This is a genomic window from Leptolyngbya sp. KIOST-1 (assembly GCF_000763385.1).
Classification (GTDB): domain Bacteria; phylum Cyanobacteriota; class Cyanobacteriia; order Phormidesmidales; family Phormidesmidaceae; genus Nodosilinea.
This window is the reverse complement of record NZ_JQFA01000002.1, coordinates 189,705-216,266: the sequence shown is the minus strand read 5'-3', so window position 1 is coordinate 216,266 and position 26,562 is coordinate 189,705. Positions and strand designations below refer to the sequence as shown.

Annotated in this window: 26 protein-coding genes; 11 read left to right on the top strand and 15 right to left on the bottom strand. The window is 59.2% G+C overall.

The window, feature by feature from the left end; all coding sequences use genetic code 11:
* Positions 1-73 precede the first annotated feature (73 nt).
* Positions 74-721 carry a MotA/TolQ/ExbB proton channel family protein gene (locus tag NF78_RS01060; RefSeq protein WP_035984414.1) on the bottom strand — a complete coding sequence of 216 codons (648 nt, stop codon included), beginning with the start codon at positions 719-721 and terminating at the stop codon, positions 74-76.
* A 293-nt stretch (positions 722-1,014) separates the two neighbouring features.
* On the opposite strand from NF78_RS01060, the gene NF78_RS27870 reads away from it, so the two are divergent.
* On the top strand, positions 1,015-2,433 hold the full coding sequence (locus tag NF78_RS27870) for an energy transducer TonB (RefSeq protein WP_052049521.1): 1,419 nt from the start codon (positions 1,015-1,017) through the stop codon (positions 2,431-2,433).
* Positions 2,434-2,566: 133 nt separating this feature from the next.
* Here NF78_RS27870 and NF78_RS01050 read toward each other — a convergent pair whose 3' ends face one another.
* Positions 2,567-3,982 carry a NupC/NupG family nucleoside CNT transporter gene (locus NF78_RS01050; protein WP_035984413.1) on the bottom strand — a complete coding sequence of 472 codons (1,416 nt, stop codon included), beginning with the start codon at positions 3,980-3,982 and terminating at the stop codon, positions 2,567-2,569.
* A 261-nt stretch (positions 3,983-4,243) separates the two neighbouring features.
* On the opposite strand from NF78_RS01050, the gene NF78_RS01045 reads away from it, so the two are divergent.
* From NF78_RS01045 to NF78_RS27865, 4 genes are all read left to right on the top strand, one after another.
* The gene (locus NF78_RS01045; RefSeq protein WP_035984411.1) at positions 4,244-4,522 is read left to right on the top strand and encodes a hypothetical protein; all 279 of its coding nucleotides are present in this window, start codon (positions 4,244-4,246) and stop codon (positions 4,520-4,522) included.
* Positions 4,523-4,546: 24 nt separating this feature from the next.
* Positions 4,547-5,479 carry a ribokinase gene (gene rbsK, locus NF78_RS01040; protein WP_035984410.1) on the top strand — a complete coding sequence of 311 codons (933 nt, stop codon included), beginning with the start codon at positions 4,547-4,549 and terminating at the stop codon, positions 5,477-5,479.
* Between the two features lie 169 nt (positions 5,480-5,648).
* A complete protein-coding gene (locus NF78_RS01035; RefSeq protein ID WP_035984409.1) occupies positions 5,649-6,536 on the top strand; it encodes a TIGR02587 family membrane protein in 888 nt (295 codons plus the stop codon).
* A 13-nt stretch (positions 6,537-6,549) separates the two neighbouring features.
* Positions 6,550-6,927, top strand: coding sequence for a hypothetical protein (locus tag NF78_RS27865; RefSeq protein WP_052049519.1), 378 nt, complete (start codon positions 6,550-6,552; stop codon positions 6,925-6,927).
* Here NF78_RS27865 and NF78_RS01025 read toward each other — a convergent pair.
* The 3 genes from NF78_RS01025 to NF78_RS01015 all read right to left on the bottom strand — a co-directional run bounded on the left by NF78_RS01025 (position 6,908) and on the right by NF78_RS01015 (position 11,870).
* Positions 6,908-8,881, bottom strand: a complete 1,974-nt coding sequence (locus NF78_RS01025; RefSeq protein ID WP_197064727.1) for an EAL domain-containing protein — start codon at positions 8,879-8,881, stop codon at positions 6,908-6,910. The genes NF78_RS27865 and NF78_RS01025 overlap by 20 nt on opposite strands.
* A gap of 451 nt (positions 8,882-9,332) precedes the next feature.
* A complete protein-coding gene (locus NF78_RS01020; RefSeq protein ID WP_035984407.1) occupies positions 9,333-9,890 on the bottom strand; it encodes a sugar O-acetyltransferase in 558 nt (185 codons plus the stop codon).
* Between the two features lie 78 nt (positions 9,891-9,968).
* Complete coding sequence (locus NF78_RS01015) at positions 9,969-11,870, bottom strand: transketolase C-terminal domain-containing protein (protein WP_035984406.1); 1,902 nt, start codon at positions 11,868-11,870, stop codon at positions 9,969-9,971.
* A gap of 297 nt (positions 11,871-12,167) precedes the next feature.
* On the opposite strand from NF78_RS01015, the gene NF78_RS01010 reads away from it, so the two are divergent.
* Positions 12,168-14,168 (top strand): protein-arginine deiminase family protein, encoded by a 2,001-nt coding sequence (locus NF78_RS01010; protein WP_035984404.1) that lies wholly within the window; start codon positions 12,168-12,170, stop codon positions 14,166-14,168.
* 66 nt (positions 14,169-14,234) lie between these two features.
* On the opposite strand, the gene NF78_RS01005 is transcribed toward NF78_RS01010, so the two are convergent.
* Complete coding sequence (locus NF78_RS01005; RefSeq protein WP_035984403.1) at positions 14,235-14,474, bottom strand: hypothetical protein; 240 nt, start codon at positions 14,472-14,474, stop codon at positions 14,235-14,237.
* Positions 14,475-14,854: 380 nt separating this feature from the next.
* On the opposite strand from NF78_RS01005, the gene NF78_RS30645 reads away from it, so the two are divergent.
* The 3 genes from NF78_RS30645 (at position 14,855) to NF78_RS00995 (ending at position 16,836) form a co-directional block, all read left to right on the top strand.
* Positions 14,855-16,063: a hypothetical protein gene (locus NF78_RS30645; RefSeq protein WP_156119588.1), complete on the top strand. Its 1,209-nt coding sequence runs from the start codon at positions 14,855-14,857 to the stop codon at positions 16,061-16,063.
* A gap of 323 nt (positions 16,064-16,386) precedes the next feature.
* A complete protein-coding gene (locus NF78_RS01000; RefSeq protein WP_035984401.1) occupies positions 16,387-16,611 on the top strand; it encodes a type II toxin-antitoxin system HicB family antitoxin in 225 nt (74 codons plus the stop codon).
* A gap of 12 nt (positions 16,612-16,623) precedes the next feature.
* Positions 16,624-16,836: a type II toxin-antitoxin system HicA family toxin gene (locus NF78_RS00995; protein WP_035984400.1), complete on the top strand. Its 213-nt coding sequence runs from the start codon at positions 16,624-16,626 to the stop codon at positions 16,834-16,836.
* 203 nt (positions 16,837-17,039) lie between these two features.
* On the opposite strand, the gene NF78_RS28770 is transcribed toward NF78_RS00995, so the two are convergent.
* The 8 genes from NF78_RS28770 to NF78_RS00965 all read right to left on the bottom strand — a co-directional run bounded on the left by NF78_RS28770 (position 17,040) and on the right by NF78_RS00965 (position 23,764).
* Positions 17,040-17,285 (bottom strand): type II toxin-antitoxin system HicA family toxin, encoded by a 246-nt coding sequence (locus NF78_RS28770; protein ID WP_072015936.1) that lies wholly within the window; start codon positions 17,283-17,285, stop codon positions 17,040-17,042.
* Positions 17,282-17,488, bottom strand: a complete 207-nt coding sequence (locus NF78_RS00990; RefSeq protein WP_035984399.1) for a hypothetical protein — start codon at positions 17,486-17,488, stop codon at positions 17,282-17,284. Before NF78_RS00990 ends, NF78_RS28770 begins: the two co-directional genes overlap by 4 nt.
* A 10-nt stretch (positions 17,489-17,498) precedes the next feature.
* Positions 17,499-17,747 (bottom strand): DUF4058 family protein, encoded by a 249-nt coding sequence (locus NF78_RS28765; RefSeq protein ID WP_072015935.1) that lies wholly within the window; start codon positions 17,745-17,747, stop codon positions 17,499-17,501.
* 12 nt (positions 17,748-17,759) lie between these two features.
* Positions 17,760-19,400 carry a cation:proton antiporter gene (locus tag NF78_RS00985; RefSeq protein WP_197064726.1) on the bottom strand — a complete coding sequence of 547 codons (1,641 nt, stop codon included), beginning with the start codon at positions 19,398-19,400 and terminating at the stop codon, positions 17,760-17,762.
* A 32-nt stretch (positions 19,401-19,432) separates the two neighbouring features.
* Positions 19,433-19,675: a hypothetical protein gene (locus NF78_RS00980; protein ID WP_035984397.1), complete on the bottom strand. Its 243-nt coding sequence runs from the start codon at positions 19,673-19,675 to the stop codon at positions 19,433-19,435.
* A gap of 102 nt (positions 19,676-19,777) precedes the next feature.
* Positions 19,778-21,067, bottom strand: coding sequence for an MFS transporter (locus tag NF78_RS00975; protein ID WP_035984396.1), 1,290 nt, complete (start codon positions 21,065-21,067; stop codon positions 19,778-19,780).
* 237 nt (positions 21,068-21,304) lie between these two features.
* Entirely contained in the window at positions 21,305-22,072 is a 768-nt protein-coding gene (locus tag NF78_RS00970; RefSeq protein WP_035984395.1) for a hypothetical protein, read from the bottom strand.
* A 177-nt stretch (positions 22,073-22,249) separates the two neighbouring features.
* Complete coding sequence (locus tag NF78_RS00965; RefSeq protein ID WP_052049514.1) at positions 22,250-23,764, bottom strand: aminotransferase class I/II-fold pyridoxal phosphate-dependent enzyme; 1,515 nt, start codon at positions 23,762-23,764, stop codon at positions 22,250-22,252.
* Positions 23,765-23,914: 150 nt separating this feature from the next.
* Between NF78_RS00965 and NF78_RS00960 the strand changes: the two genes are divergently transcribed.
* Entirely contained in the window at positions 23,915-24,202 is a 288-nt protein-coding gene (locus NF78_RS00960) for a DUF427 domain-containing protein (protein ID WP_035984393.1), read from the top strand.
* 75 nt (positions 24,203-24,277) lie between these two features.
* Here the strand turns inward: NF78_RS00960 and ilvC are convergent, their stop codons facing one another.
* Positions 24,278-25,273, bottom strand: a complete 996-nt coding sequence (gene ilvC, locus NF78_RS00955) for a ketol-acid reductoisomerase (RefSeq protein ID WP_035984391.1) — start codon at positions 25,271-25,273, stop codon at positions 24,278-24,280.
* Between the two features lie 494 nt (positions 25,274-25,767).
* Between ilvC and NF78_RS00950 the strand changes: the two genes are divergently transcribed.
* Positions 25,768-26,547: an alpha/beta fold hydrolase gene (locus NF78_RS00950; RefSeq protein WP_081972452.1), complete on the top strand. Its 780-nt coding sequence runs from the start codon at positions 25,768-25,770 to the stop codon at positions 26,545-26,547.
* Positions 26,548-26,562 lie beyond the last annotated feature (15 nt).

The following is a 26,562-nucleotide window of genomic DNA, read 5'->3' as shown; positions in this document are numbered from 1 at the left end:
AGATAGAAAAATCCCCCTCACCCATCCACCCGCCTACCCACCAACCCGACTACCCGCCTACCCACCTACCCACCTACCTCACCAACGACTCTTCCTTGAGCTGGTTCTGCCGCCCGTGGTGGGTTTCGTACAGAATCTCTAACTGCCCGCCGTACTCTTGAATCAGCGCTACCTGGCGTTTGTAGAGGCCGCGAAACAGGTTGGCAAAGATCAGCGTGCCGATCGCTACCACCAGGCCCGCTGCGGTAGACACCAGGGCTTCGCTGATGCCGCCGGTCACGGCTCCGGTGTTGGTGTTCAGGTCGCCCAGCTGTAGGGCGGCGAAAGAGCGGATCAGGCCGAGGATGGTGCCCAGCAGGCCCAGCAGGGGGGCGACGCTGATGATGGTGGCAAAGACAGTGCTAAAGCGGCGCAGGTGGGGCAGTTCGGCCTGCATGGCGCTGGCCAGGGCGAGGTGAAACTGCTTGGGGCTGGCCCCGTCGATTTCCAGGGCTTCTAGAAAAATGCGGGCGGTGGGCAGGTTCACGTTCTGGCGCAGCTTGGGGTACACATCCACCGGTGCCTGCCGGTAGGTGCGCAGAATGTCTTGCATCACTGGGCGCTGGCGGCGGTTGATGCGAAACCAGAAGATCGAACGCTCGACAATCAGGGCGATCGCCAGGATTGAAAACCCCAGCAGTGGCCACATCACGATGCCGCCCGCCGCAAAAATGGTACCCATAAACTCTATTGCAAAAAAGTACTAATAGTAGATTCACCTCGATTTGCGACTCGTTGTCAAGTATTGTGCTGATTAGTCAGTTGGGAATTGAGGGTTCGGGGGTTACAGTTGACTGTGAACTGCAGTTCATAACCCCTGCCCTTTTGGCTTGATATCTTTAGTTTTGACAGGTTGCTACACGCTCACCATCCCCTGGGGGTGGTCTGAATCTTTTGGCGCAGCTCAAATGAAAACTTTTGCCAATTGTGTAATATGACTAGACAGGTTCCCGCTGTTATCTTGGGCAAGTTTCTATGAGTCTCTGTGACATCTGTAGTCAACAGCACCAGCACGAGCAGCAAAAGCTTCGCCGAATTTTGCTCTGGGGGCTGTTGGGGTCGGTGGGCGTCCATGTCGTGGCCCTCGGCCTGAGTCAGTTCAATTTTTGGCAGGCGGCCACCGACGAGTTGGCGCCCATCGAGCTAATTATTACTGAAGCCATTCCTGAGGAGCCCGAGACGCTGCCCGAGCCGGAGCAGCCCACCGAACTCAGTACCGAGACCAACAACCCGGCTCCAGCCACCGCCAGCGCCCCGCCCCGCCCCGCTGCGGTGGTGGCCCCGCCTACGCCCACGCCGCCCACTCCAGCCCCGCCCGTGGAAGCGGTGACACCGGACACCCCCGAACCTGAAACCCTAGCCGAGTCGGACCTGGCTGAGCCGGTGCAGGAGGAGGCCGAGGCGGTGGAGGAAGAGACTGAAGCGGTGGCTGAGGAGCCCCCTGAGGCGGTGGAGGAGGCGATCGCCACTGAACCTGAGGCAACCCCAGCGGAACCCCAGTCCGAGCGTCTGCGCGACCTGTTGCAACGCCTACGTGAGGCCCAGAACGAGGCCGCCACCACCGCTACCAACTCCGCCACTACGGGCACGGGCAACCTCCCCGATGCCCCAACGGGTGACAGCCCTGGGGTCGCAGCGGCTCCCTCAACCTCCCAGGGCAGTGGCCAGGGCCAGGGCTCGCGCACCGTTGCCTGCCAAAACTGCGTGCGGCCCAGCTATCCCGAAAGCGCCCTGGCCGCCGGAGCCGAGGGTCAGCCGATGGTGAGCGTCGATATCAACCCCGACGGCACCGTTCGCAGCGTTACCCTGACCCGCTCCAGCGGCAACCCGGCGATCGACCAGGCCGCTATTCAGGCGGCCCGTAACTCCCGGTTCCAGCCCATTGCAGGCGGAGCCAGCGTACCCATCGAGTACGACCTCACCATTGAGGGCTCGCGCCGTAACCGCGATGCCCGTCGCCGGGGCGAGCGCCAGGCCGTGGAGCTACCGCCAGAAGCGACCCCCACGCCCGCAGCGGCCGAGCCCAGCCCCCAAACCGCTGAGTCAATGCCTGCCGCTGATGCCCCTGCGCCAGCGGCTACCCCGACGCCACCAGCGCCATCAGAATCCGCGCCAGCGGAGTCGGAGCCTTCACCCGCAGCGCCAGCGGCAGCCGAGGAGCCCACGCCTGCGCCCCAGCCCGTCGCCGAGCCTGCCCCGCCAGCGCCAGCCTCACCTGCGCCCAGTGCCCCGGCACCAGCGGCCCCGGCACCAGCGGCCCCGCCCCCTGCGCCAGTGGCTCCACCTCCTGCGCCAGTGGCCCCGGCTCCACCTCCTGCGCCAGTGGCTCCAACCCCACCCAGTCCTCCACCCGCTGTCAATCCGCCGGCGCCAGATACCTCTGGCGGGGAGTAGGCAAGGTAGCTTCCCTGTAGGCTTGCCAACGGATTCCCCGACCCGGGGTTGTTATTCAGAACCGTTGGTGAGGTACGGGGCAGCGGTTAACGCTACTGGGCTGGTCTTTCGGTTGCCAACCGAGGATGCTGCCCTAGCGTCCCAGCACCGCAGCGCCTTCGTAGAAAAAGATTCCCGCTACGCAGCCCGTCATCAGGGTGGCGAGGGTGCCAGCCCACAGCGCTTTCCAGGCCACCTCGCTAATGTCTTTGCGGCGCGAGGGCACAATGCCCGTCAATCCGCCGACAAAGATCCCCACCGAGGGCAGGTGGGCAAAGCCGCAGAGTACGTAGCTAACGATCACCAGGGCGCGATCGCTGAGGGTACCCGCCGCCGCCGCGTTGGCCAGACCGATGTAGGGCGGAATCGCCGTTTCCAGCAGTCGCCGCCCAATCAGCTGAGACGACAGCCACAGTTCGGGCCAGTCGAGGGAAACTCCGGTCAGAAAGGTAAGGGGTAAGAACAGTGCCCCCATAATGTTTTGTAGGGTAATGACGCTGAACACCTGGCCGATCGCCCGCCACAGGGCTATGTCGCTGGTGGCGAGGTTGGCGAGGTTGGCAAAGATCAAGTCGAGCAGGGCAATCAGGCCCAGAATGGCGATCAGGGCAGCGACAATGCCCACGGACATTTTGACTCCGTCGAGGGCACCGAGGATGAGGCTATCCATCGGGCTTTTGCGCTCCTCGTCTGCCATCTCGACAGCGGGCACCTTGCCCAGGGTGAGGGGTACTGCCTGCTCGGGCACCAAAATTTTGGCCAGCACAAAGGCGGCGGGAATGGTCAGCACCGAGGCTGACATCAGGTGCCCGGCGATCGACGGGAAAATGGGCCGCAGGTACCCGGCGTAGAGGCCCAGCACCGTGGAGGCAATGGAGCCAAACATGGAGGCCAGAATGGCGCACAGCTCGCTGCGGGTCATGCGCTCCAGAAAGGGCTTAATGGCGATCGCAGACTCGATGCCGACAAAAATATTCGCCGCCCCCGCCAGGGCCTCGGCCCCGCTAATGTTCATGGCCCAGCGAAAGAAGCGGGCAAACACCCGCACAATGGGCTGCACCACCCCGAGGTTGTACAGCAGGGCAAAAATCGAGGCAAAAAACACTACCTGGGGCAGCGAGCGAAAGGCAAAGATATAGCCCAGGTTGAGGTTGTCGGCCCCCAGGCGATCGCCGGGTACGGCGGTAAATGCAGGCGTCAGCGCTCGGGCAATCCAGCGTCCCGCCCCGGCCGGGCCAACGCTTTGGTTAAAGTTGGGGACAAAAATGGGGCCAAACAAAAAACGCGCCCCCGCATCGGAGGCGTCAATTAGAGCGTTGAGAATGGAGCTGAGCCATACCACCACCTCGCGGGTAACGGGCAGCAAAAAAATCAGCACTCCCACCAACAGCTGAATACCGATGCCCCACTGGATCAATCGCCAGGGCACCTGCCGCCGATCCTCTGACCCCAACCAGGCGATAAAGCAAAGACCAAAAATACCTAGCAGCGAAATCAAACGCAGTGCCATCGCGTATCCATGCTCCTTTTGGCCCAAAGTGTGCGAGCCTGCCACCGATTATGCCGAAGAACGCCCCCTGCGAATCGTGCTGTTCTAGAACTTAACTCAGGGCAAGGGGACCGGGAATAGGTGATGGGTGTCAGGTAATAGGTGCGAGGTGCCAGGTGATAGGTGCCAGGTCAAATACCGCGACCCCGAAACCCAAAACCCAATCCCCAAACCTATCCTTCCAGACTGCCCCATAATGGATGTGACCCACCGCCCTACCCTATGGAAGCTTTTTCCCCTATTCCGCCCGATTGGGCCGAGTCGGCCACCCACGCCACCCAGTTTTGCTGCCCCCAGTGCGGGGCCGAGAGCCGCCAGGCCAAAGCGGTCTGGATCAACCGGCGATCGCCCGTTTACGGGGCCGACCATCGGCGCAAGTGGCAGGAGTTTTACCACTGCGGCGAGTGCGGTACTCCCTGGTGGGCCTGGAGCAGCGATCGCCCCCCGTCGCCCTACGGCAGGGCCAGTGGCGACGGGGGCGATGGGGACGAGCTATTTTAATTGCCTAAGTTATTTGTGTCGTCTATGCAGAAAACCATCCACGTCTTCGGCAGCCTGAATATGGATTTGGTCTGCCGCGCGCCGCGCCTGCCCCAGCCGGGGGAAACGGTGTTGGGCACCGACTTTGCCACCCTGCCCGGCGGCAAGGGCGCAAACCAGGCGGTAGCGGCGGCGCGGCTGGGGGCCGCCACGGCGATGGTGGGTCGGGTGGGGGACGATGCCTTTGGCCGACAGCTGCTCCAGGAGTTGCAGGGGGCGGGGGTCGATGCCAGTGGAGTGGCGGCAGCGGCGGGCGTGCCGACGGGGGTGGCGGCGATCGCCGTGGACGACTCTGGTCAGAACACCATTGTGGTGGTGCCGGGGGCCAATGGCAAAGTGGGCGAGAAGGATGTCAGTCGCCTCGCCGCGCAGCTGTTGCCGGGGGACACCCTACTGCTTCAGCTGGAGGTGCCGCTGGGGGCGGTGGTAGCTGCTGCCAAAGCCGCCAGGGCCAGGGGCGCAACCGTCATTCTCGACCCGGCTCCGGCTCCGGACGATCTGCCCCCCGAGTGCTTTAAAGCGGTGGATATTCTCACCCCCAACCAGACTGAGGCCAGCCAGCTCACGGGGCTGGTGGTCAACGATGTGGCCACTGCCCAGGCCGCTGCCAATCGGCTGGTGCAGCGCGGGGTGTCGGTGGCGATCGTCAAGCTGGGCGATCGCGGGGTGGTGGTGGCCGATCGCCAGTGTACATTTCATCAGCCAGCTCTGCCCGTGAAAGCCGTTGACACCGTGGCGGCGGGGGATGCCTTCAATGGCGGGCTGGCCGTGGCCCTGGCCGAGGGGATGTCCCTGGAGGAGGCGGTGCAGTTTGCCAGTGCCGTCGCCGCCGCCTCGGTGATGGTGCCGGGGGCGCAGGCCTCGATGCCGGAGCGATCGCGGGTAGAAGCCCTGCGGATCGGCCTCAAGCACCTCTAGGAGTTTGTTACGGTTCACGGTGTACGGCTAACGGCTGGCCTCGAACCGTACACCGTGAACCGTGAACCCTAAGCGGCGGATCCCGTCCTTATCAGATTGACTAAGCCTAGCCGGGGTGCAAAGGCCGGGTCAGAACTCGCTACACTAGAGGATCTGATCCAGGTACGGAATGGCACAGCCCAAAGCCCAGGAGTGGCAGACCGAACTTAACGACGTCACCCGCGGCATTGCGGGGGCTTTTTTGTTTGGGGCGCCCTTTCTCTACACCATGGAGGTGTGGTGGAAGGGTAACTTCACCTCGCCGCCGCGCATGATGCTGATTCTGGGGATGGCCTACCTGGCCCTGGTGCTGCTGAATATCAAAGGGGGCTTTCGGGCCGAGCAGCCCCGCAGCCGCACCCAAATTTTGGCCGAAAGTGCCGAAGGACTGGCGATCGCCCTGCTGACCGCCACCCTCAGCCTGACTTTGCTGGGCATTCTTCGCCTGGAAACCGGCGTAGATGCCATTCTGGGTCGCGTGATTACCCTGTGCCTGCCCTTTGCGATCGGGGTTGGCATTGCCAACAACCTGCTGCTCAAGACCAATGGCGACGAACCCGACTCGGCTGCTCGAGGCGATCGCGGGCCAGCCGAAAACCACCGCTGGCACCAGCAGGCCTGGCGAAATACCCTGTCCGATGCAGGGGCGGCGCTACTGGGGGCGATCGTGGTCGGAGCCTCGATCGCCCCCACCGACGAAATTCCGATGATTGCCAGTGCGCTATCCCCCATGCGGCTGTTCTTGATTTTGGCCAGTTCGCTGCTGCTGTCCTACATCATCGTGTTCCAGGCCAACTTTGGCGGGCAGCGACGGCGGCGATCGCAGCCCGGCTTTTTCCAGAGCCCAATCAGCGAGACCCTGGCCGCCTACCTGATCTCCCTGGCGATCTCGATGCTGATGCTGTGGGTGTTTCAGGTCCTCCGCATCGGCGACCCAATGAACCAGTGGGTGAGCTACGTCATTGTTTTGGGTCTGCCCGCTACCATTGGCGGCGCGGCGGGCCGCCTAGCTGTATAGTTCCCGAGGTCCTATGTCTGAGCAGCCCATCCGCAACCGGGCCGAGCGGTTTTCCCTCGCCATTTCCCTGACGCTACTGTCGGGGGTCGTCGCCACGGTCGCTTCCCTGTGGCTCCATCCCTCGCTCAAGCCCGCCGTCTTTACGGTGGAACCCGGTGCCGTCAGAACCGCCAACGGCCTCTACTACCTGCCCGTGACCATCAAAAACGACGGCGACGCCACCGCCGCCGAGGTCACCGTGGAAGGCAGTCTGGGGGCAGGCAGCACCGAAGAAATCGCCACCACCACCTTTGACTTCATTCCCGCTCACTCCGACGCTGAAACCGTTCTGATCTTTAGCCAGGAGCCCACAGCGGCCACAGTTCGGGTGATCAGCTACCAGGAACCCTGACCGCTGGGCGGGGAGCGGTTTCAGTCAGCGGTCCAGCGGTCATTTGCACTACCCGGTTTTTGCCCTCGGCTTTGGCCTGGTAAAGGCCCCGATCCGCCAGGTCAATCAGGGTTTCAAAGGACAATTCCTCGGAGGGCACCACCGTGGCGACCCCAAAGCTGAGGGTAACCCGGTGGGCAGGGGCTTGAAAGTGGGGCATCCCCAGGGCCGCGATACTGGCCTGGATGGCGTTGGCCACGGCGATCGCCTCCTCGGCGGTGGTCTCGGGCAGAACCACCGCAAACTCTTCGCCCCCATAGCGGGCCACCAGGTCTGAGGGGCCCCTACAGGTTTGGGCAATGGCAATGGCCACCTGCCGCAGGGCATCGTCTCCGGCCAAGTGGCCATTGCTGTCGTTGTAGAGCTTGAAGCAGTCAAAATCACACAGAATCAGCGACAGGGGCGCTTGTTCCTGGGCCAGGCGCTGCCACTCGGCGCTGAGCCGAGCGTCGAAGCAGCGACGATTGGCCACCTGGGTCAACCCGTCTACCGAGGCCAGCCGCTGCAGCTCCTGATTCGCCGTTTGCAGCTGGTGGTAAAGCTCCGACTGCTGAATGGCGATCGCCGCCTGGCTGGCCAGCTGATAGAACAGGTTTACCTCCGACTGCTGCCACTGCCGGGCATAGCTGCACTGGTGGGCGATCAGCAGGCCCCAGAGCTGCTCCTGGTGCAAAATAGGCACGACTAAGTTGGCCCGTATGTTTAAGCTCTTCAGGAGGTCTACATGGCAGGGGCTGAGCCCGGCGGTTTCGATATTTTCGATTGCTCGGGTATTGCCCTGCTGGTAGTAGGCCGCATGGGTGGTCTTAAAGCAGGTGTCCATCACGTGAAAGCCGAGAATTGACGGGCTTCCGGCCGCCAGAGACTCTACCGCCACTAGCCCGCTCCAGTCCGATTCAAACCGATAGATCACGACGCGATCGACCTCGAACAGCTGCCGCACTTCATCCGCTGTCGTTTGTAGAATCTCGTTGAGGTCCAGCGACTGCCGAATCCGCTGGGTGACAGCGGCAACAATGCGCTCAGAATCGCTCTGGTGCTGGACCTGCGGAGCCTCTGGTTGCCAGGGTTGCAGGTCGAGGGGCACCGCCTTGGCGGCAAACCGGGGAGGGGTTCTGGTTGGCACGGCGCTGGGCTTAGCGATCAGGTAGCCCTGGGCAAAGTCAGCCCCTCGCTGCTGGAGCCAGTGCAGTTCTTCAACGCATTCAATCCCTTCCGCAACGGTCTGGATATTAAGCTTTTGCGCGATCTCCAGCAGTTTTTCGGTGATGGACGCTTTGTAGATGTCGAGGTGGACATCTCGAATTAGCTCCATATCCAGTTTGATGAAATCGGGCCGCAGCTGATGCAGTAAATTCAGGCCAGAATAGCCTGAGCCCAAATCGTCGAGGGCCACCGCGAAGCCAGCCTCCCGGTAGTAGTTCAGCACCGTTTTCAGGTGTTCTAAATCCTGAAAGTTGTCGGACTCTACAACCTCAAATACCACCTGGCTGTGGGAAATTCCGGCTCTGTCAATCGCCTCCACGGTGCTTCGCAGGCAGGACACCGGATCGTACAAAGCTGTCGGAGTAAAGTTAATAAAAATCCGCTCACGAATGTGATGCTGATGGGCCTGGGCGATCGTGCTGAGCCGCGCCGCCCGGTCGAGTTGCGGTATCAGGCCAGCGTCCGTCGCCAGCTCAAAGATGGCCCCCGGCATGACCAGATTGCCCTGTTCGTCCAGTCCCCGCAGCAGCGATTCATAGCCATAGATTTGAGCGGTATCCTGAATTGAAACAATCGGCTGAAAATGACTGGTAAAGCGATCGCTAGCCAGCATATCCACCAGCCAATCGGATTGGCTAACTTTAATAAATCGCTGTAGGGAAGCAATGTCGCTAAAATCTTCTAGCTGCGGCTGAACTGCGCCGCGCACAAACAGAACCTGAGTTTCTTTTAGCTCCCTTGGAGTTACTAATTGCGCTAAGCGGCGAGCGACTTTTTGAGCTTGCCCAGCTCTGCAGTCTATGCTCAAACCCGGTCGTTCCTGCATGAGTTCAAACTCAAACGAGGTTCGTTTCAGGAATGGAATGACTTTAGCTAAGGTGTGAGGAACTGGGAACCAGAGAAACAGTCGCCCTGCTTCCCCTGCGTTACATCGAGCAACGTTTTGACAGGTACATGTCTTAGCAGCAGGTATTCCCATAGCTCAATTCCGCGATAACCGATATATGGCCCTAGTATTCCCAGTCCAATCTTGGGAGAGTCATATGTTCAGCCAGATGACCGAATTTTTTAGCTAGATTGTCTCTGGAAACGCCTTATTCTTTAGTTCATTCAAGTCAGCTAGAACGTAAAAAATAATATAAATTCGTAGATCTTGTTCGCTAAATTGTTCGAATCACCCGACAGGGATTGCCCACGGCCACCACACCCCCAGGAATCGACTTCGTCACCACGCTACCCGCGCCGATGGTGGTGTTGTCGCCAATCGTCACCCCAGGGCAGACGATCGCACCGCCCCCCAGCCACACATTGCTGCCAATGGTAATGGGGGCCGCCAGCTCCAGCCCGGTCAGCCGCACTACCGGGTCAGTGGGGTGGTAGGCCGCGTAGATCTGCACGTTGGGAGCCAGCAGCACGTTGTCGCCCAGGGTCACCCAGTTGCAGTCGAGAATGGTGCAGTGGGCGTTGATGTAGAGGTTTTTGCCAGCGCGGATGTGGTCACCGTAGTCGCAGAAGAAGGGGGGCGTGATCTCGAAGTTGGGGCCGATGGTGTGAAAGAGCGACTTCACCGCCGCCTCCCTCACCTCAATTTCCTCGGGCCGCGAATGGTTAAGCCGATAGAGCTGCTCCTGGGCCAGCCGCCGCAGCGCCACCAACTCCGGATCCGCTGCCCGGTACAGCTCATTGGCCAGCATCTTTTCCAATTCTGACTTCGCCATCTGAAGAATTTCCTATCGCAAAAGAAAAGATCCCAGGTTTCTTCAAGAACCCTGGGATCTGGATGCATCTAAGGGGATCTAGCCCACCAGTTCCTTCACCTTAGCCATGATGCCGTCGGGGTCGATACCCTGGTGAATGAACTGCTCCCACAGGCCACCGCTGCCCTCTTCGTGGGTGCCAATGTGAGCAAACTTGGGCGTGTAGCCCCGCTCTAGCAGCCAGGTGCCAAAGCGGCTGCCCAGGCCTGTCTTGCGGTTAAAGGCCTCGGTCACCAGTACAAAGGGGGCCTTGCCCACCTTGGCCATGGTCTCTTCGTCCACCACGTTGAGGGTGGACTTGTTGATCAGGCCCACTTCAATGCCCTGCTGCTTCAGGCGCTCGACGGCATCGAGGGCGCGGTAAAGCGAGTCACCAAAGGTGACGATGTAACCGGCGCTGCCCTCCCGAATCACCTCGTCTTTGCCGGGGGTAAAGGTGTAGTCGCCGCCAAAGAACTCGTTGCCATCGGCGTCGAGAATCATCGGCACCTTCGAGCGGGTCGAGAAGATGAAGCGCAGACCGGGGTCGTGGAACACCTTTTTGACGCAGGCCTTCATCTGGTTGGGGTCGGCCGGGAAGTAGAGCTTGGTGTCGTAGCCGTCGTCAAGGCCGTTGTCGGCAAAGAAGTTGTTGAGGCCAAAGTGGCAGGTGTTGTCGGCCATATCGTCGATGCCGGAGTGGGAGAAGTGGCACAGCAGGTTGGAGTAGTTCAACCGGGCCATGGTGATTTCAGAAATGCACATCTCCAGAAAAGCAGCAAAGGTGGCAAATACGCCCTGCTTGCCCTCGGCCATGCCAAAGCCCGCCGCCGCCGACAGGTTGCCCCGCTCCATAATGCCGCCGCTGATGAAGATCTCGGGGTAGGCCTTGCGAATTTGGGCCAGACCGCAGGAGCCCTCCAGGTCGCTATCGACCACCAGCACGCTCTCTTTGCGGGTGGTTTCGTCCAGCTCGCCCAGCACTTCGACCATGGCGTCGCCAAACATGTTGCGGTTCGCGCCCACGGTCTTGCTGGAGCCCATGAACTCGTAGGTGTTCTTGGGCGCCTGGATGCCTTCGAGGATTTCTACAGCTGCGGTGTGGCCCTTGGCGGTGAGGTAGGCGATCGCCGCCTTCACCGAGATCACATCGTGCCCGTGGGTGCTGCCCTCGATGCCCTCAATGCCCACCGCCATCGCCCGCTTGTTCACCACCGCCACCGGGCCGGGGGTGTTGATCGCCTTGCAGATGTTGGCATAGAGGCCGTCGAGGTCTTCGCCATCGCCTTCCAGCACCGTCAGGCCGTGGCCCTCCAGGGTTTTCTTCACGCTGTAGCCGCCCATGTACTGGGAGGGGTGACCGGCAATAGTGACATCGTTGTCGTCAATCAGCAGCTTGACATTGACGTGGTTGGCCACCGCAAAGCGGGCTGCCTCGGCGTCGTCGCCCTCCTGCTGCGCCCCGTCAGAGCCGAGGCAGAATGCGACTTTGCCAGGGTTAGCCAGGGCCACGCCGTTGACGTAGGGCCACATGTGCCCCAGCCGACCGGAGCTAAACTTGACGCCTGGGGTCAGCCCCAGCTCGGGGTGGCCGGGCAGCTTTTCGTTGGCGGCGCGGTACTGCATCAGCTGCTCGGCGGGCATGTCGCCGTTGAGCACCGACATCAGGTACTGGGTGGCCACTCGGTGCCCGGCTTCGTCAAAGAAAATTGGCACATACTTGTCGCCCGCGCCGCGAAACAGCGCGTCGAGAATCATCACCTCGGGCACGGTGTCGTAGGGGCCGCCCGTGTGCCCGCCCACGCCCCGCGCTGCGCCGGTTGCCGTAAAGAACACGATCGCATCCCGACACAGCTGAATGTTGGCCTTCAGGGCGCTGCGCTGCTCGTCGGTGAGGGTGGGGTTGGACGCATCTAGGGAAATTCGCTGGTACGCGCTCAGGTCAATGGGAAAGCTGGTCATAGTGTTGGTCCTATAGGCTGGTTACAGAGAAGCGTGGAGCAGGTTGAGTTTTTTTATAGAAGCAAGTCCACCGCTCAAGTTGGAGAGCAAAAATCCACTACCTCCATCATTCAATACTCTGGCAAGGCTGTGAAGTTTTATTCGGTAAGAGTTGGTTAAGGGTGGGTGAGGGGTGGGGGGTAGGGGGTGAGGGAGTGGATTGGGGAGTCTCTCCTCTAGGGGGGATATAGTGGCGGAGGGCAGTGTGAGACGCTGAAGTCGGATGGGCTGTGTATAGCGACGACCGACAAGACACCGATGCGACATTTAATTCTGCCTGAAGAGGTTTGTTCACTACCCGGACAGTCTCCAGCAGAAAGCAGGCGGCATGAGGATGTGTTGGTGGTGGAGCAGCCGCTGCACGTTGCCCTGAGCGATCTGGCTCCGGCGGGGGCGGTCACGGTCAGCCTCACGACCCAGGGGGAGATCGAGCTTTACACTGAGGCAGACCAGTGGGTGGATACCCCGGCGCTGATGCCGCTACAGCAGTGCCCCAACCTTGTGCTGCTGGCGAGAACCTTTAGCGATCGCCCCAAAGACCGTAGCCTGGCGATCGCCTTTCAGGATGACAGCGGGGTCCACCTTAGTCAGGTTTGCCTGACGTTCACCAGTCTGCGAATCTGTCTGGATGTGGACGCCGATCGCGACGGCGTTGTGGACGAGGACAATCCCCACAAGGGCGAGTGGCGGTGGGGAACAAACGGGCAGGGGGCCATTCTGCTGGTCAATACCGATCGCGACCATGTTCACTCGGACAGTCACTACACCGACAGGGACCAGGGTAGAGCCCTGCTCAGGCTCAAGGATTCGAGCCTGATGATTGTCCGGCGGGCCGGGGTGAGCGACCTACCGCCGGGCTGTGAAATTTACCTGTCGGTGAGTCAAGATCAGGCCCAGCGAATCTGCATCTATGACGAGCTAAATCAAGTGGGGGACGAGCTAATTGGCCCCAGACAGGCCCAGGCAAAACTCCGGTGCAGCGATCAAGACACGCTCTTTTTTGTCCAGGGGATTAGCTACCCCGACATCGACTTTGATGGGTTGATTGAGATTACGCTGAGCCTGCTCAAGCATGGGGAGACAATTTACAGCGATCGCGTGGTGTTTCGAGTCGCCCCCTGGATGATGACGCCCAACACCCTGGCCCCCATTACGGTCTTTGTATCGCGCCTATCGGAGGGCAAAAATGAAGACTTCATTGAAGATCTGAGAAAAGTCGTTGCACAGGCGGGGGTTCAGCTCGATCCGGTGCCCTTCGAGTTTCACAACGACGACCCCTGGATGCGGGATGAAATCGAGGTCGGCTACACCCAGGCACCGGGAAAAATGATTCACGTTATTTTTGATTCGCCCCGCGATCGTGGGCTAGACCACCTGGCCAAACGCCAGCTGATCAGCAGCCGGTTTGGCTACGTAATTCGCAAAAGCCCTCACGAAGCGACCAAACTGGACTCCTTTGGCAATCTGGAGGTTTCTCCCCCCGTTACCGTCAACGGCGTCACCTACCCCTTTGGTCGCCTGCTGTTTGGGGGCACCCGTCCAGAAATCATGCCCAACCCCCGGCGCAAGCTGAAGGTTTTGCGCGACTTTTTCTTTGCCCAAAAAATCCAGGCTCCGGTGGAACTGTTCTCGGATTGGCTGAGCGTAGGTCACATCGACGAGTTTGTGAACTTTGTCGCCGCGCCCAACCCGAAGGGATTTAAACTGCTGCTGGCCAGCCCAAATCGGTGCTATGAGGTACTGAAAGAACTGCGCGATCGGGGGCACGATCAGGCAGTGCTGCGAGAGGGTAAACACCTGGGTGAAAAACCTGCGGTCATTAGCGTGGCCGAGGTGATGGAGAATGAAGATTTAGCCAGTCAGAACCAGTGCTTTCAGTCCTACATTGACTGGAATCGTGAGGTCTTAAAGCAGGAATTAGGACTGGACGAAGCGAATATTATTGACTTGCCGGCCCTGTTTGAGGATAAGGACGGTCGCGCCAAATCCTTCTTCCCCAACATGGTGAACATGCTGGTGCTCAATCAGCACCTGGCCATTCCTAAACCCTTTGGCCCCAAGGTGAGTGGTCACTGTGCCTTTGAAGACTGTGTGAAAGATCTCCTAGACCCTCTCGGTTTGGTCTGCCACTTTATTGATGACTGGGACACGTATTTTCGCAAGGGCGGCGAAATTCACTGCGGCACCAACACCAGTCGGCAACCCTACCCCCAAGCCTGGTGGGAAATTGAATCGATGCCCCCAGTACTGAAACGCTGACGAAGGATTGCTGCGATTGTTGGCTATGGGTGGGGGTGCAGACGGCTACACCCCCCTGGGTTTGGTTTAGCCCTCGGCTGGCGCGATGCGGCGGGTCATGACGCTGATGTATTCGCCGTTGCGCCCGGTGGGTACGGGGTCGATCCAGGCGACTCTGGCGCAGTAGCGCAGTACGTCCATCTGGTTAATGGCCCCCATGACGGCGGCATAGTCACTCAGCAGAATGTGGGTGAGGCGATCTGGGCGGTAGGTGGGCAGTGCGAAGCTGGTGGGGAGGTTGGGTTCCCCAAGGGATTGGTCAAACATACGGGTATCTCCGTTTTCGGGTAGGAAAACGGGGAATGGTCTAGCGGTGTCCCAGTTGGAGGGTAAAAAAAGACGCTAGCTCCTAGAATGCATCTAGGGCATCTCGCTTACCACGACTAAGTTGGGATGTCTCAGGGGATAGGGGAAGCGCCAACTTCCCTTACTCCCGTCCCAGATACATTCCCCGTACTCTTGATTTACAAGAAGTACGCTTAGACTTTGTATCTAGCGTTATGGAGAAATGGTTAGTGTTAGATTATCGTAATTTAAAGAAAATTTTGAAGACTCACACGATTGGCATAAGCAGAATTCTATGAGTTCCTAAGATGTAGTGCATTTTAAGATCAAGAAAATCTGTATCCAGACATCCTAAAAGATTTATGCAAAATTCAAGTGATATTGAAGTCTCTTGGCAAAGAGTTTCCGAGGCAATTGGTGATTTGGCTGACTGCTTCCACCAAAATCTTCCTAGAGCTAGGATCGAGTACGTCGCTTCGTCCGTAATTCTACAAATATCAAAATATATGAACTCGGTTATGTCCTATCTAGATAAGGTGGATAGGAATCATGGTAATCATGAAAAGAGTAGACGCACTTCATTTAATTTCTATGATCTCCGTTCCACTGTTCTAAGCACCGATAAGTACAATCCCCATCAAATAAATATTATCGAGTCAATATGCCAAGCCTGCCTTATTGAAGCAAGCTTTCAACGAGATGAAGCTGCCGATTTTGCCAGCACTAATAAAGAGAGGTCAAAGCAAGTCATTGGCTCATTGAAAGCGACGAGATCGTTAAATCTGAAGTCACATAAGAATGACCGCTATAGCATCAAAATTTCGCCATTTGCAAGCCACAGCATAAGAAAATGCGGCTTAACCAAAGAGGAGGTTGAGTCTCTCAAATGCTACCTAGATAACCAGGGGTCTTCAGTTCGGAATGTCCTTTCAGCTATTTTTCTTCTTCGAAACGAAGAGCAGCATGACAGGCCAGTTGAATTTGAGATATCGGAAGAAAAATATATTCAGGTTGGAGATTCAGGCAATTCAAGCAACCTTATTGAAGCATTGCCAGGATCAAGAGTGAATTTGAATAAATCTGTGATTTTTCTTGACTCTGTTGAGGATACGAATGCAGCAAGTAATCTTTTGAAGAAGCATGGTATTGCCATCAGTAGTTGGCTTCATTTCGGTTGCGAGCCTATTCCTTACGGTTACAGAGAATTGCTAATGCCATCAAGCAGGCTAAGGATTGCAAAAGGTGGTGCATTGAATGCAGAAGGCGCAGCCATTTCAATGTCAACTAATTGCTGTCTGATATTAAGCGAGGAAAGTATTGTTCGGATGAGTGATGTTATTTTTATTTTAAAAAATGGAGCAGTGGTCAACCAATTGCGAGATTTTCAAGAAATCAGAGATAGTGCTTCACCGTTGGCTCTTCAAAAAAGTCTTCCACTATCTCTAAAAAAGATTCCTGTGGTATCAGTAAATGGTGCTGAAGGCACTGTGGATCTGCGTGATATTGTTGAATGGGGAGAAAATTTAAAGAAAGCGACAATGGATTATTTGCAAAGAAAAAGCTTGCTTTGAATATCTGAGTCAAGAAAATTTTGATTGGCTGTGTTCAGTCTTATAGGGTGCATTTTGGCTTGCAAAATTCTGGCGTTTATCGACCCTGTCCATAACCACAACGCACTGTCTTGCGATACGATATTCCTACAACCGAGAGCGATGTGTCATAGCGCAGTATGACATACCTTACACATCCCACAGAGCGCCAGCAGATGTCTGGATTGGTTGCTAGCATTAGCAATCAATGCTTTAGCAGCAGAGCCAATATGCCTTCTTCACAAGACCCGCTGCTGAACTCCACCTATAATGGTTCTATCAACCCCTAGGGTGATTTCTTCGCCATGAGTAACCCGACTTCTACCAGCTTCACCATTGAAACCGAGCAAGAAGAAGACGGTCGCTGGATTGCCGAAATCCTAGAGATTCCGGGTGCCCTGGTCTATGGTGTCAGTCAGCAACAGGCCGTTGCCCAAGTCAAAGCTCTAGCCCTGCGCGTGATTGCCGATAAGCTAGAGCATGGTGAAATTGACCTGGGCCTAGCCAGTCTCATCTTTGTAGCTGCGTAGAGCATCCTTGCCATGAGCCAGTGGTCATCGACAAAGGCAAAGAAAGTGCTGGTGGCGCTAGAGAAAATTGGCTGGCGGTTAAAGCGCCAAACTGGATCGCACAAAATTCTTGAGCGGGAAGGTTGGAACGATTACGTTTTTGCCTTTCGAGATAGCGATGAAATTGGCTCAAAAATGCTGTCTCGTATCGCCAAAAAAACAGGACTGACCCCCAAAGATCTATAACCGTTTAGCTATGACGTAAATTATTATTGGCTCTTTATGAAGGTGTGATGAGGAAATGTTTAACAGTTGGTAGGGTGCGTTGTCGGCTTGCAAAATATTCACAGTCAACAGCTCCCCCCACAGCCTCAACGAACCGTCTTATGATACGAGGTTCATCCGACCGAGAGCAGTGCCTCACGCTGCGTGATCACACATTCTGCCGCCTACTTCGAGAAAATTTGATTAATTACTTCATCCCGCTCTAGTTCAAAATGTTCTGTAACCGCCCGCAAGATGGCGTTGAGAGTTCCTATCTTGATAGGGCTGTGATTTGGAACAGTAACATGATGCTCTCCATTCTCATGCGTTGTTAAGCGCAGGTGACTACCAGTCTGCCGGTCTATTGCATAGCCAAGTTTCTCTAACGCTTTAGCCAGTTGCTGGCCTGTTAGATCTCTCGGCAACCTCATGAGGCAATCACCTCTTCTTTAACAATATGTAACCGAATCAGCTTGGGGCGTTGATTTTCTTCAAAATGGCACTGCACAGCATCACGTACCATAACCCGCAGCTCTACCAAGTTTTCTGCCTGCGTAAAAATAGGTTCGCCTAGTGCCTGAGCTACAAAGCCCCCCTCGGGATCTTCTTCAACCAAAAAAATGAGTTCAGTCATAGGGATTCAGCTAGAGTTCTATAGAAAGTGTTTTGTGGAACCAATCGGCATCAGCTTCAGATAACGGTGGCACAGGTTCTGCGCTGTAGTCTAGCTTCAGGTCGTAGCTTGATTTGTTATAGATCTCATTCAGCAAACTCTGTAGGTCAACTATGGGCTCTGGGTCGCCCGATCGCAGCGGCAGCGCAAACGTCGGTATCGCATTCTGGACGCTAAAGATATTGTAAGCCTCGCCCTGGGATGGGTATCGCCCTCCCAACCAGGGAGCAGATCAGGGCGACTGGTTGGGGGAGGTGGGTGGTGGCGGGTGGAGCGATCGCAGTGCTGGTTCGACCACGGAATCCGGGAGCGTTTTGAGCCAGCCCTCTTGCAAAAACGCATTGTAGGCCGTGGCTTCGATCGCCACCAGCGTCTCTTGATGCCGCTGGCGAATTCGGTCGGCGATTTGGGGATGGCTCTGCTGAAGGGCTAGGATGTCGTCCTCCACAACCTCAAGCTGGGCTTTGATTGCCTCCAGTTCTGGCTGGCTGGGGCTGGGGGCAGCGCCTGGGTCATTTCCAGTCAGGTGGCTCAGCACCTGGCGCAGGGCCGATCGCTGGGCCAGCCGCTCTAGGTACTGAGTTTCGGCGGGGTCGGTTTCGCGCAGCTTGAGGGCGTCGAGCAGGGGTTTGGTGGTCAGCCCCTGCACCAGCAGGGTAAACAGAACCACGCCAAAGGAGTTTGAGATAATTTGCTGGCGATCGCCGATCGCATCCGGCAGGCTGAGGGCCAGGGCGATCGCCACCGAGCCCCGCAGCCCCACCCACCACAGCACCGTCTGGGTCGCCCAGGGAATCAGGTTGCGCGTGAGCAGACCGCTGAGGGCGCTAAAGCCAAAGATAGCCACGGCACGGGAGATGAGCACGGCGGCGATCGCCACCAGGCTAGTGTCAATGTGCTCGACAAAGTAGGGAAACAGCACCTGATCCCCCAGCAGCAAAAACACAATCGAGTTGACCAGAAAGATCACAAACTCCCAGAACTCGATCATGGTGGGCCGCTTTTGGGGCCGCTCCCCCGGCACCAGGCCGAGGTTGCCGATCACCAGCCCCGCCGCCACCACCGCAATTACCCCAGAGCCGCCCAAATCCTCCGACAGCAGGTAGGCTCCGTAGGCGGTGACCAGACTGAGGGACTGCTCCACCCAGCCCAGGTCGTAGCGCTGGGTGAGCAGGGCCACAGCGGTGCCAATGGCCGCGCCCACCCCCAGGCCAATGGCGCTAACCAGCAAAAATTGCAGCAGGGTTGTAGAGACATCGATGGGCTGGGGGTCGATGGCCTGCTCCAACAGCACGCTAAAGGCCACCACCGCCGCGCCGTCGTTAAACAGGCTTTCGCCCTCCAGCAGGGTGGTGAGGCGCTGGCCCGCCCCCACCTCGCGAAACACCCCCAGCACCGAGGCCGAATCGGTGGCGGCCAGGCAGGCTCCGGTCAGTAGGGCCGTGGTCCAGGACACATTCATCCAGTGGTGCAGCGCCCAGCCAATGCCAAAAATCGACACCGGCACGCTGCCGATTGCGAACAGGCTGCTGGGCACAATGTCGCGCTTAAGGTCAGGCCACCGCATTTTCCACGCCGCCTCGAACAGGATCGGCGGCAGAAAAATCAGCAAAATCATTCCCGGTGACAGGTCGAACAGCCGCAGGTCCACCAGGGCTAGCCCCAAACCCACCACCAGCAACAGCAGGGTGTAGGGTACCTGGCGCAGGGGCGCAAAAATGCGGGGCAGGCTGGCGGCACTGAGGGCGACCAACAGCACCGGCAAAAACTCTTTCAGGTTGCGCTCAATGGCCAGGTCCGCTGCATCGGTCAGCAGACTGCTCAGGACTGGGCTGAGGGCGGCAACCCCCTGGGCAAAGGCCGTTTCTACCACAACATTAGCGGGCTCAACTGCAAATACCGGCCTCAGGCCAGACTGTTAAAGAATTTCATGGCTATCTGGGGCAGGTGGCTGACCTCAAACCAGAGCTGCCCGGGGGAAATGCCAAACAGGTATTGCAGAGCGGCCACAATGCCTACCAGACCCAGAATGGGCACCAGCCCGACGCTCAAAATTCTGAAGACCAACTGGGAGACTAAAACAACGACGGCGATCGCCGCCACCAGCAGCACCAGTTGGGAATCGACAGAATTAAACAGAGCATCCATAGACTTTGAACCCCTTTTGGGCTAACGGCGAAATTGAGCAAATCCAGGCTATCGTAACCCAGAGGGCCGCACGAAAGTTGTTACCGCCATCACGATGGGCTGCTATGACGACGGGTCTGCCGATAGCTCCGGACTGGGGTCGGCCACCGGGGGCAGCTTGAGCCGCATGCTCTCAAACGCCCACAGCAGGGCGATGCATACCGTGGCGCTGAGGCCTACCCCCAGCCAAAAGCGCTGGGCCACCACCGCCGACTGGTCCATCGCCCACCCCCCCAGCAGCGGGCCGATGAAATAGCCCACCGTCCAGCACTGGGAGCTGACCGCGACGTAGGTACCCCGCAGGGAGGGCGGGGCCAAGTCGGACACCGTGGCCACAAAAAATGGCTTGTAGGCCACCGACGCCAGCGACAGCAGACACAGGGCCACGATCGCCCAGACAAACTGCGCCGCCGCAAAGGTGCCCGCCGCCCACAGTAGGGCAAAGCCGATACCCCACAGGGCGATCGCGCCGCTGAGTACCCAGATCCGCCGCAGGGGGGTCAGCAAACTCGTCGTCGGAATTTGCAGCACCGCCCCCACGCCGATATAGCACCAGGTAAACAGGCTGGCGGTGCTGCCCACCGACACCCCCGGCACCGGGTCGCTGCCCGCCAGAAAGTTGGTGAAGTAGAGCGGAATGGTGCTGGTGACCAGGGCCACGTAGGTGGTGAAAAAGGTGTTGGCGGCCATAAACACCAGCAGAGCCTTGTCCCCCAGGGCGCTAAGAATACCGCCGCCTGCCCCCTCAGATTTGGACTGGGGCTGGTATTTGTCCGCCATCGCTCCCTGCACCAGGGCCAAAAAGGCCAGAAACATCAGGCCGCAACCGACAAAAATGAGTTCTGGGTCGGCATTTACCACCGTCAGCAGCGCGCTGCCGCCCAGCACCCCCAGTCCAATACCCACATACTCGGCCACCCCCATGACCGCAAAGGCGCTGCTGCGGTCCTCCGGCTCGGTTACATCCATTACCGCTGCCCCCGAGGCCGTCCAGTAAAAGCCCAGGCTTATGCCTAACATCAGGCTGGCCACCACCAGCAGCCCCAGGCTGTGGGCCACCAGCAGCACCGCCGATACTAGAATCCCTGCGATCGCCGCTAAACTGAGCACCAACCTGCGGCCAAACCGGGGCGAGTCGGCCAGGGTGCCGCCGAGGAAGTGCCCGCCCACCTCTGGCACCGCGCACAGGCTGAGGGCAAACCCTACGGCGGTGGCCGAAAACCCCATCTGGTTGACGAACAAAATAGGGATATAGAAGTTGAGCAGCCCGTAGCTCACCTGAATCAGCAGCCGCCCGATCGCCTGAATTGTGACCTGGCGGTTGGACCATTGCAGAGCAGCGGAAAGTTTCATAGCAGCGGTGGAGGGCACAGGGTATGGGTTGTCAGAGGCGGGTGGGGCAGGCCAGCCCGTCTGTTCCCCAGATTTCATTCAACGGGTGACGCTCCGGAACGTCTGTGTCTGAGACTGCACATTCTCGGGCGTATCATCAGTGGAATGGCTGGAAACCCAGGAGGCCAACCGCTGGTAGGAGGGACCGCTGAGCCGTTCTGCCAGCATTTTGAGTAATTTGGGTAGGGGTAGTTCGGGCTAAGCGATCTCGCTAAACACGTAGACCATGGCCGCCATCGCCAGCACGGTGACTACGGTACCCACCACCTCTACCCCCACCGAGGCGCGACGGTGGGCGGGCCGGAGCCAAAAGTTGAGCCAGCGCACGATGCGGGGCATGACGACCAGAGTAAAAATGCAGGTGGTGATCAGGTTGTTGGCCAGCATTGCGCTGGCAGGGGCCCAGTCTTCGAATACGCCCAGGCGCTCCAGAATAAAGCCCTGCACCATGATGATTGGGTACAGGCCCAGCACCACCGCGAGAATTTCCTTCCAGGCGGGGGGGCCAAGTCCGGCTAGTTCTTCCCCAGCTTCGTTGCTAAACCAGCCCTGCATACCGGTCTCAAAGGAGGTGAACTTGTAGGAGGTGAAAATGTCGCGCCCGCCCTTGAGCAGCGCTTCGCGATCGCCCGACTGGAGCCACTGCCGAAGCTGGTCGGGCTGCTCGAAGTGCAGCACGGTGTACCACTTGAGGCAACCCTCCTGCACCGCCAGAGGGCGGTAGCGGTCGGCCCGCAAAAATCCAGGCGATCGCGAAGCCGACTTCACCATGCGGCGGTGCCAGCTGCGAAAGGCCCAGGTTTTATTGCTCGGCACAATGTACTCAATGATGACGCTGGGGCTGGGCAGATCGGGGGTGGCTTCTTTTCCCAGCAGTGCCCCCAGCCGATTCGACGTCGCCAACCGCTGGCTGAGCTGATCCTTCAGCCAATTGATGTTTGCCGTCACCGATTCCTGGAGAGCCATGATGCCCGGTTATCCTTTAGGTATCCCATCCCTTGAGCTGTATTCAGTATACAGTCGCGGTTACTGAGAGCGTGCCAAATACTGCGCCTTCAAGCGTAGGTCCATCTGCCCCAGAATTTAGCCTATCTAAGGGCAGATTAATGCCGATCCTGGGTAATGTAGCGATGGCCATTGCGCTCAGGACATTGGCCTCTGCCAAAGGCAAAGACTGGGGCGGCGATTGGCTATAACCCGGAATTTTTTCGGAGCATCACCGCCGGTTACGTAGCCCCCCTGCTGCTTGATAGCGGCAAGATGGGCGATCGCATCCTCGGTAATCACTTCCCCCGCCACCAGCGTCGGGATGCCGGGGGGATAGGCCGAAACGGTATCGGCGCTGAGGCGACCGAGCGCAGCGCTGGCCGGGACGGTCTCCGTAGCCGCAAAAAAAGCGTCCCGGGGGGACATCACAGGCAGCGTAAACAAGGGGTCGCCATTCTCTGGGACCGTGGGGGGGGACCAGGCATCGGCGCTGGAGCGCCGATCGGCACAGCCTGCCGCCAGCGCTCGAAACCCTGCCGCGCACCGCTGTCTGTCTGCTGCCGTATTGCCCAGGCTGACGATCAGGGTCAGGTGCCGCAGTTCCGGCAGTTCAACGGTGACGCCCAGCTCTTCGTGCAAGAGCTCATCGGCTGCCAATCCGGTCATCCCCAGGCCCGACACCTCCACCGTCAGCCGTGTCAGATCCAAGTCGCTGACGCTGGAGCATGCCATCACCGCCGATTTATCGATCACTCGCAGGCCCGAAATTGCGGCCAGGTCCAGGCGCAGCTGATCAGCCAGCGCCAGCGTTTCCGTCAGCAGCGTCTTTCCTTCGGTGGCCATCTGGTGGCGGGCGGCATCCAGCGACGCCAACAGCAGGGAATTGGGGCTGGTGGACTGGGTGAGTTGCAGGGCCACCTGCAGGCGATCGCGATCGACCCGGTGCCCCCGGGTATGGAGCATGGCCGCCTGGCTCAGCGCCCCCAGCACCTTGTGGGTGGACTGCACCACCAGGTCCGCGCCCAGGGCCAGAGCCGGAGTGGGCAGGTCGGGGTGAAAGGCAAAGTGGGGGCCGTGGGCTTCGTCCACCAGTAGGGGAATGCCGTGGGCCTGGGTGAGGGCTGCGATCGCCCCAATATCCGAGCAAATCCCGTGGTAGGTGGGCGACACCAGCAGCACCGCGCGGCTGTCGGGGTGGTGGGCCAGGGCGGCGGCGATCGCCTCAGCTTTTATCCCCAGCACCAGACCCAGTCCGGCGCTGTACTCCGGGGCCACAAACACTGGCATTGCCCCCGCCAGCACCAGCCCTGCAATCACCGAGCGGTGAGCGTTGCGCGGCACAATGATTTTCTCCCCCGGCCCCACGGTGGCGAGGATGGCGGCCTCAATACCGCAGGTTGAGCCATTGGCCAGAAAGTAGGTGGCCTCTGCCCCAAAGGCCTCAGCAGCAAGCGCCTGGGCTTCCAGAATCACTCCTGCCGGAGCAAACAGGTTGTCCAGCTCCGGCAGTTCCGGCAGATCCGCCGCCAGCGCTGCCTCTCCCAGCAGTTCTCTCAGCCGAGGCGAGGCCCCCTGCCCCCGCTTATGCCCCGGCGCGTAAAACGCCGCATGGGGTCGCCGACTACTGTCCTGCAACGCCGAGAGAATGGGAGTCTGCGATTGATCGAGCATGGCTATCGTTGCCGGTAATGGCTGTCCCCCCCTCGGAGGGGTGCCCGCAGGGCGGGGTGGGTCACAGAGTCTAAACTAACCCACCCCGGCCCCTCCCAAGAGAGGATTGGCTTTCGCTATAGTCTGAAGTGCAGATCTGGAGAATATCCCATGGCTAAAGTGACCTGGAACGGCGTTGTCCTCGCCGAAAGCGACGCCTGCGAGGTGGTGGAAGGCAACCAATACTTCCCCCCCGACTCGCTAAATATGGACTACTTCAAGCCGATCAGCAAAACCACCGGCTGCCCCTGGAAAGGCACCGCCAGCTACTACGACATTGTGGTCGATGGCGAGACCAATGCCGGTGCCGCCTGGTACTACGCCGACCCCAAGCCCGCCGCGAACAACATCAAGGGCTATGTGGCGTTTTATAGCAACAAGGTGAAGGTGGAAGCGTAAGGGGTAGGGGGTAAGGGGTAGGGGGTGAGATATACACTCCCCACTCCCTACCCCCCACTCCCTACCCCCCACTCCCTACGCCTTCTTCAGCCAGCTAAACATCGCCCGCAGATCCTTACCCACCTCTTCGATCGGGTGCTCGGCTTCGCGGCGGCGCATGGCGGTGAACCCAGCGTTGCCCGACTGGCTTTCGAGCACAAACTCGCGGGCAAACTGGCCGGTCTGAATTTCCTTCAGCACGCGGCGCATTTCGGCGCGGGTTTCGTCGGTGATGATGCGGGGGCCACGGGTATAGTCGCCGTACTCAGCGGTGTTGGAGATGCTGTCGCGCATTTTGGCGAGGCCACCTTCGACTACCAGATCGACAATCAGCTTGACTTCGTGGAGACACTCGAAGTAGGCCAGCTCGGGCTGGTAGCCCGCATTCACCAGGGTTTCAAAGCCCGACTTGATCAGCTCGCTGAGGCCGCCGCAGAGCACCACCTGCTCGCCAAACAGATCGGTTTCGGTCTCTTCCCGGAAAGTGGTTTCGAGAATGCCGGCGCGGGTGCCGCCGATGCCCTTGGCGTAGGCCATGGCGCGATCGCGGGCCTGCCCGGTAGCATCCTGATACACGGCAAACAGGCAGGGCACCCCCTGGCCCTCGGTGTAGGTGCGGCGCACCAGGTGGCCGGGGCCCTTGGGGGCCACCATCACCACATCCACATCGGCGGGGGGAACAATCTGGCCAAAGTTGATGTTAAAGCCGTGGGCAAACAGCAGCACGTTGCCCGCCTCCAGGTTGGGGGCAATGGATTCTTTATAGATGGTGCGCTGCACTTCGTCGGGCAGCAGAATCATCACCCAGTCGGCCAGCTTGACGGCATCGGCCACGGGCTTGACGGTGAGACCCTCGGCCTCGGCCTTGGCGGCAGACTTGCTGCCTTCATACAGACCCACAATGACGTTGACGCCGCTGTCTTTGAGGTTGAGGGCGTGGGCATGGCCCTGGGAGCCGTAGCCAATGATGGCAACGGTCTTGCCGTTGAGCAGATCTAAGTTGGCGTCACTGTCGTAGTACATGCGGGCCATGGGGTTCTCCTTGAAGACGGACTGCGGTGTTTGGTTGCAAGCTCTTGATTCTACCAAAATAAGGGGGCAGCCAAAATACCCCAGTTCATGACCCGGGCGGCGGCGATTCCAAATCGGATTGCGGCGCGGATCGGGCCTCCGGGCTAGCGGCCGACATTCTGGCGCGATCGGTAAACTAGGGTCAGGCACAATATCCTGGTCACAGTCCTCTCCCTTGTTGCCCTAGCGGGGTCAACCGTGGCAGGTGCGGCGAGCGTAGTGGGGGCCGCAACCCTGCCCGACGGCGGCCCCTCGTGCGGGTTTGTCCACGACGGCAAACCGCTGAATTGGTAGTGCGCTAAAGCCACGGTTATAGATGAATTTGCGGCATTGGATTCCATACTCAATGCCATACTTTTCTGCAAAGACGGCCCCGCAGCAGTCTCCTATGGTTAAACCCAGGGGTCATCGCTCACACGATCAATTGCTTCACTCTTAACTTAAGGAGAACTGCCATGGGCACGTTTGTTTTAGTTCACGGGGCCGGGTCGGGGGGCTGGGTGTGGCACAAAGTCGCCCCCCGTTTAGAGGCCCAGGGCCACCGCGTGTTGACCCCTGACCTACCGGGGCACGGGCTTAACCCCCTGCCCATGGCGGAGGTATCCCTGGAGCGCTACGTGGCCTGCATCTGCGACCTGCTCAGGGCCGCGCCTGAACCGGTGGTGCTGGTGGGCCATAGCCTGGGCGGGGCGGTCATCACCCAGGCGGCAGAATACTGTCCCGATCGCATTCAAACCCTGGTGTACCTGGCCGGGTACCTGCTGGCCAACGGCGAAAGTGCCCTGGCCATCTCCCAGGCCGATACCGAGTCGCGGCTGCTGGCCAACGCGATCTTTTCTGACGACCAGCTCTCGGCCACCTTTCGACCTGAGGCACTGCCAGAGCTGGGTTACGCCGACTGCTCCCCAGAGGATATGGCTCTGGTGCGATCGCTACTGGCTCCCCAGGCCCTGGCTCCCCTGGCCACCCCGGTGCAGACCACGCCGGAGCAGGCCGGGCGAGTACCCAGGGTTTACATCACCTGCACCCAGGATCGAGTGATTGGCCCGGCGGCTCAGCGGCGCATGTACACCGCTCTCCCCTGCGAACGGGTGCTTGCAATGGAGACGAGCCACAACCCCTACCTCTCGGCTCCCGCAGCGGTGGCCGAGCACCTGCTGTCGCTGGCGGCGCCTCCTGGGGCAGAGGAGCATGGTCGCAGGCCACTTGCCCCGTCTGTTGAGGGGTGCTTTTAATTGAGTGCTGGAATG

Bases quoted from the DNA above. Each gene is read 5' to 3' on its own strand.
- NF78_RS01060 (WP_035984414.1), bottom strand. From the start codon at position 721: ATGGGTACCATTTTTGCGGCGGGCGGCATCGTGATGTGGCCACTGCTG.
- NF78_RS27870 (WP_052049521.1), top strand. From the start codon at position 1,015: ATGAGTCTCTGTGACATCTGTAGTCAACAGCACCAGCACGAGCAGCAA.
- NF78_RS01050 (WP_035984413.1), bottom strand. From the start codon at position 3,982: ATGGCACTGCGTTTGATTTCGCTGCTAGGTATTTTTGGTCTTTGCTTT.
- NF78_RS01045 (WP_035984411.1), top strand. From the start codon at position 4,244: ATGGAAGCTTTTTCCCCTATTCCGCCCGATTGGGCCGAGTCGGCCACC.
- rbsK (WP_035984410.1), top strand. From the start codon at position 4,547: ATGCAGAAAACCATCCACGTCTTCGGCAGCCTGAATATGGATTTGGTC.
- NF78_RS01035 (WP_035984409.1), top strand. From the start codon at position 5,649: ATGGCACAGCCCAAAGCCCAGGAGTGGCAGACCGAACTTAACGACGTC.
- NF78_RS27865 (WP_052049519.1), top strand. From the start codon at position 6,550: ATGTCTGAGCAGCCCATCCGCAACCGGGCCGAGCGGTTTTCCCTCGCC.
- NF78_RS01020 (WP_035984407.1), bottom strand. From the start codon at position 9,890: ATGGCGAAGTCAGAATTGGAAAAGATGCTGGCCAATGAGCTGTACCGG.
- NF78_RS01015 (WP_035984406.1), bottom strand. From the start codon at position 11,870: ATGACCAGCTTTCCCATTGACCTGAGCGCGTACCAGCGAATTTCCCTA.
- NF78_RS01010 (WP_035984404.1), top strand. From the start codon at position 12,168: ATGCGACATTTAATTCTGCCTGAAGAGGTTTGTTCACTACCCGGACAG.
- NF78_RS01005 (WP_035984403.1), bottom strand. From the start codon at position 14,474: ATGTTTGACCAATCCCTTGGGGAACCCAACCTCCCCACCAGCTTCGCA.
- NF78_RS30645 (WP_156119588.1), top strand. From the start codon at position 14,855: ATGCAAAATTCAAGTGATATTGAAGTCTCTTGGCAAAGAGTTTCCGAG.
- NF78_RS01000 (WP_035984401.1), top strand. From the start codon at position 16,387: ATGAGTAACCCGACTTCTACCAGCTTCACCATTGAAACCGAGCAAGAA.
- NF78_RS00995 (WP_035984400.1), top strand. From the start codon at position 16,624: ATGAGCCAGTGGTCATCGACAAAGGCAAAGAAAGTGCTGGTGGCGCTA.
- NF78_RS28770 (WP_072015936.1), bottom strand. From the start codon at position 17,285: ATGAGGTTGCCGAGAGATCTAACAGGCCAGCAACTGGCTAAAGCGTTA.
- NF78_RS00990 (WP_035984399.1), bottom strand. From the start codon at position 17,488: ATGACTGAACTCATTTTTTTGGTTGAAGAAGATCCCGAGGGGGGCTTT.
- NF78_RS00980 (WP_035984397.1), bottom strand. From the start codon at position 19,675: ATGGATGCTCTGTTTAATTCTGTCGATTCCCAACTGGTGCTGCTGGTG.
- NF78_RS00975 (WP_035984396.1), bottom strand. From the start codon at position 21,067: ATGAAACTTTCCGCTGCTCTGCAATGGTCCAACCGCCAGGTCACAATT.
- NF78_RS00970 (WP_035984395.1), bottom strand. From the start codon at position 22,072: ATGGCTCTCCAGGAATCGGTGACGGCAAACATCAATTGGCTGAAGGAT.
- NF78_RS00965 (WP_052049514.1), bottom strand. From the start codon at position 23,764: ATGCTCGATCAATCGCAGACTCCCATTCTCTCGGCGTTGCAGGACAGT.
- NF78_RS00960 (WP_035984393.1), top strand. From the start codon at position 23,915: ATGGCTAAAGTGACCTGGAACGGCGTTGTCCTCGCCGAAAGCGACGCC.
- ilvC (WP_035984391.1), bottom strand. From the start codon at position 25,273: ATGGCCCGCATGTACTACGACAGTGACGCCAACTTAGATCTGCTCAAC.
- NF78_RS00950 (WP_081972452.1), top strand. From the start codon at position 25,768: ATGGGCACGTTTGTTTTAGTTCACGGGGCCGGGTCGGGGGGCTGGGTG.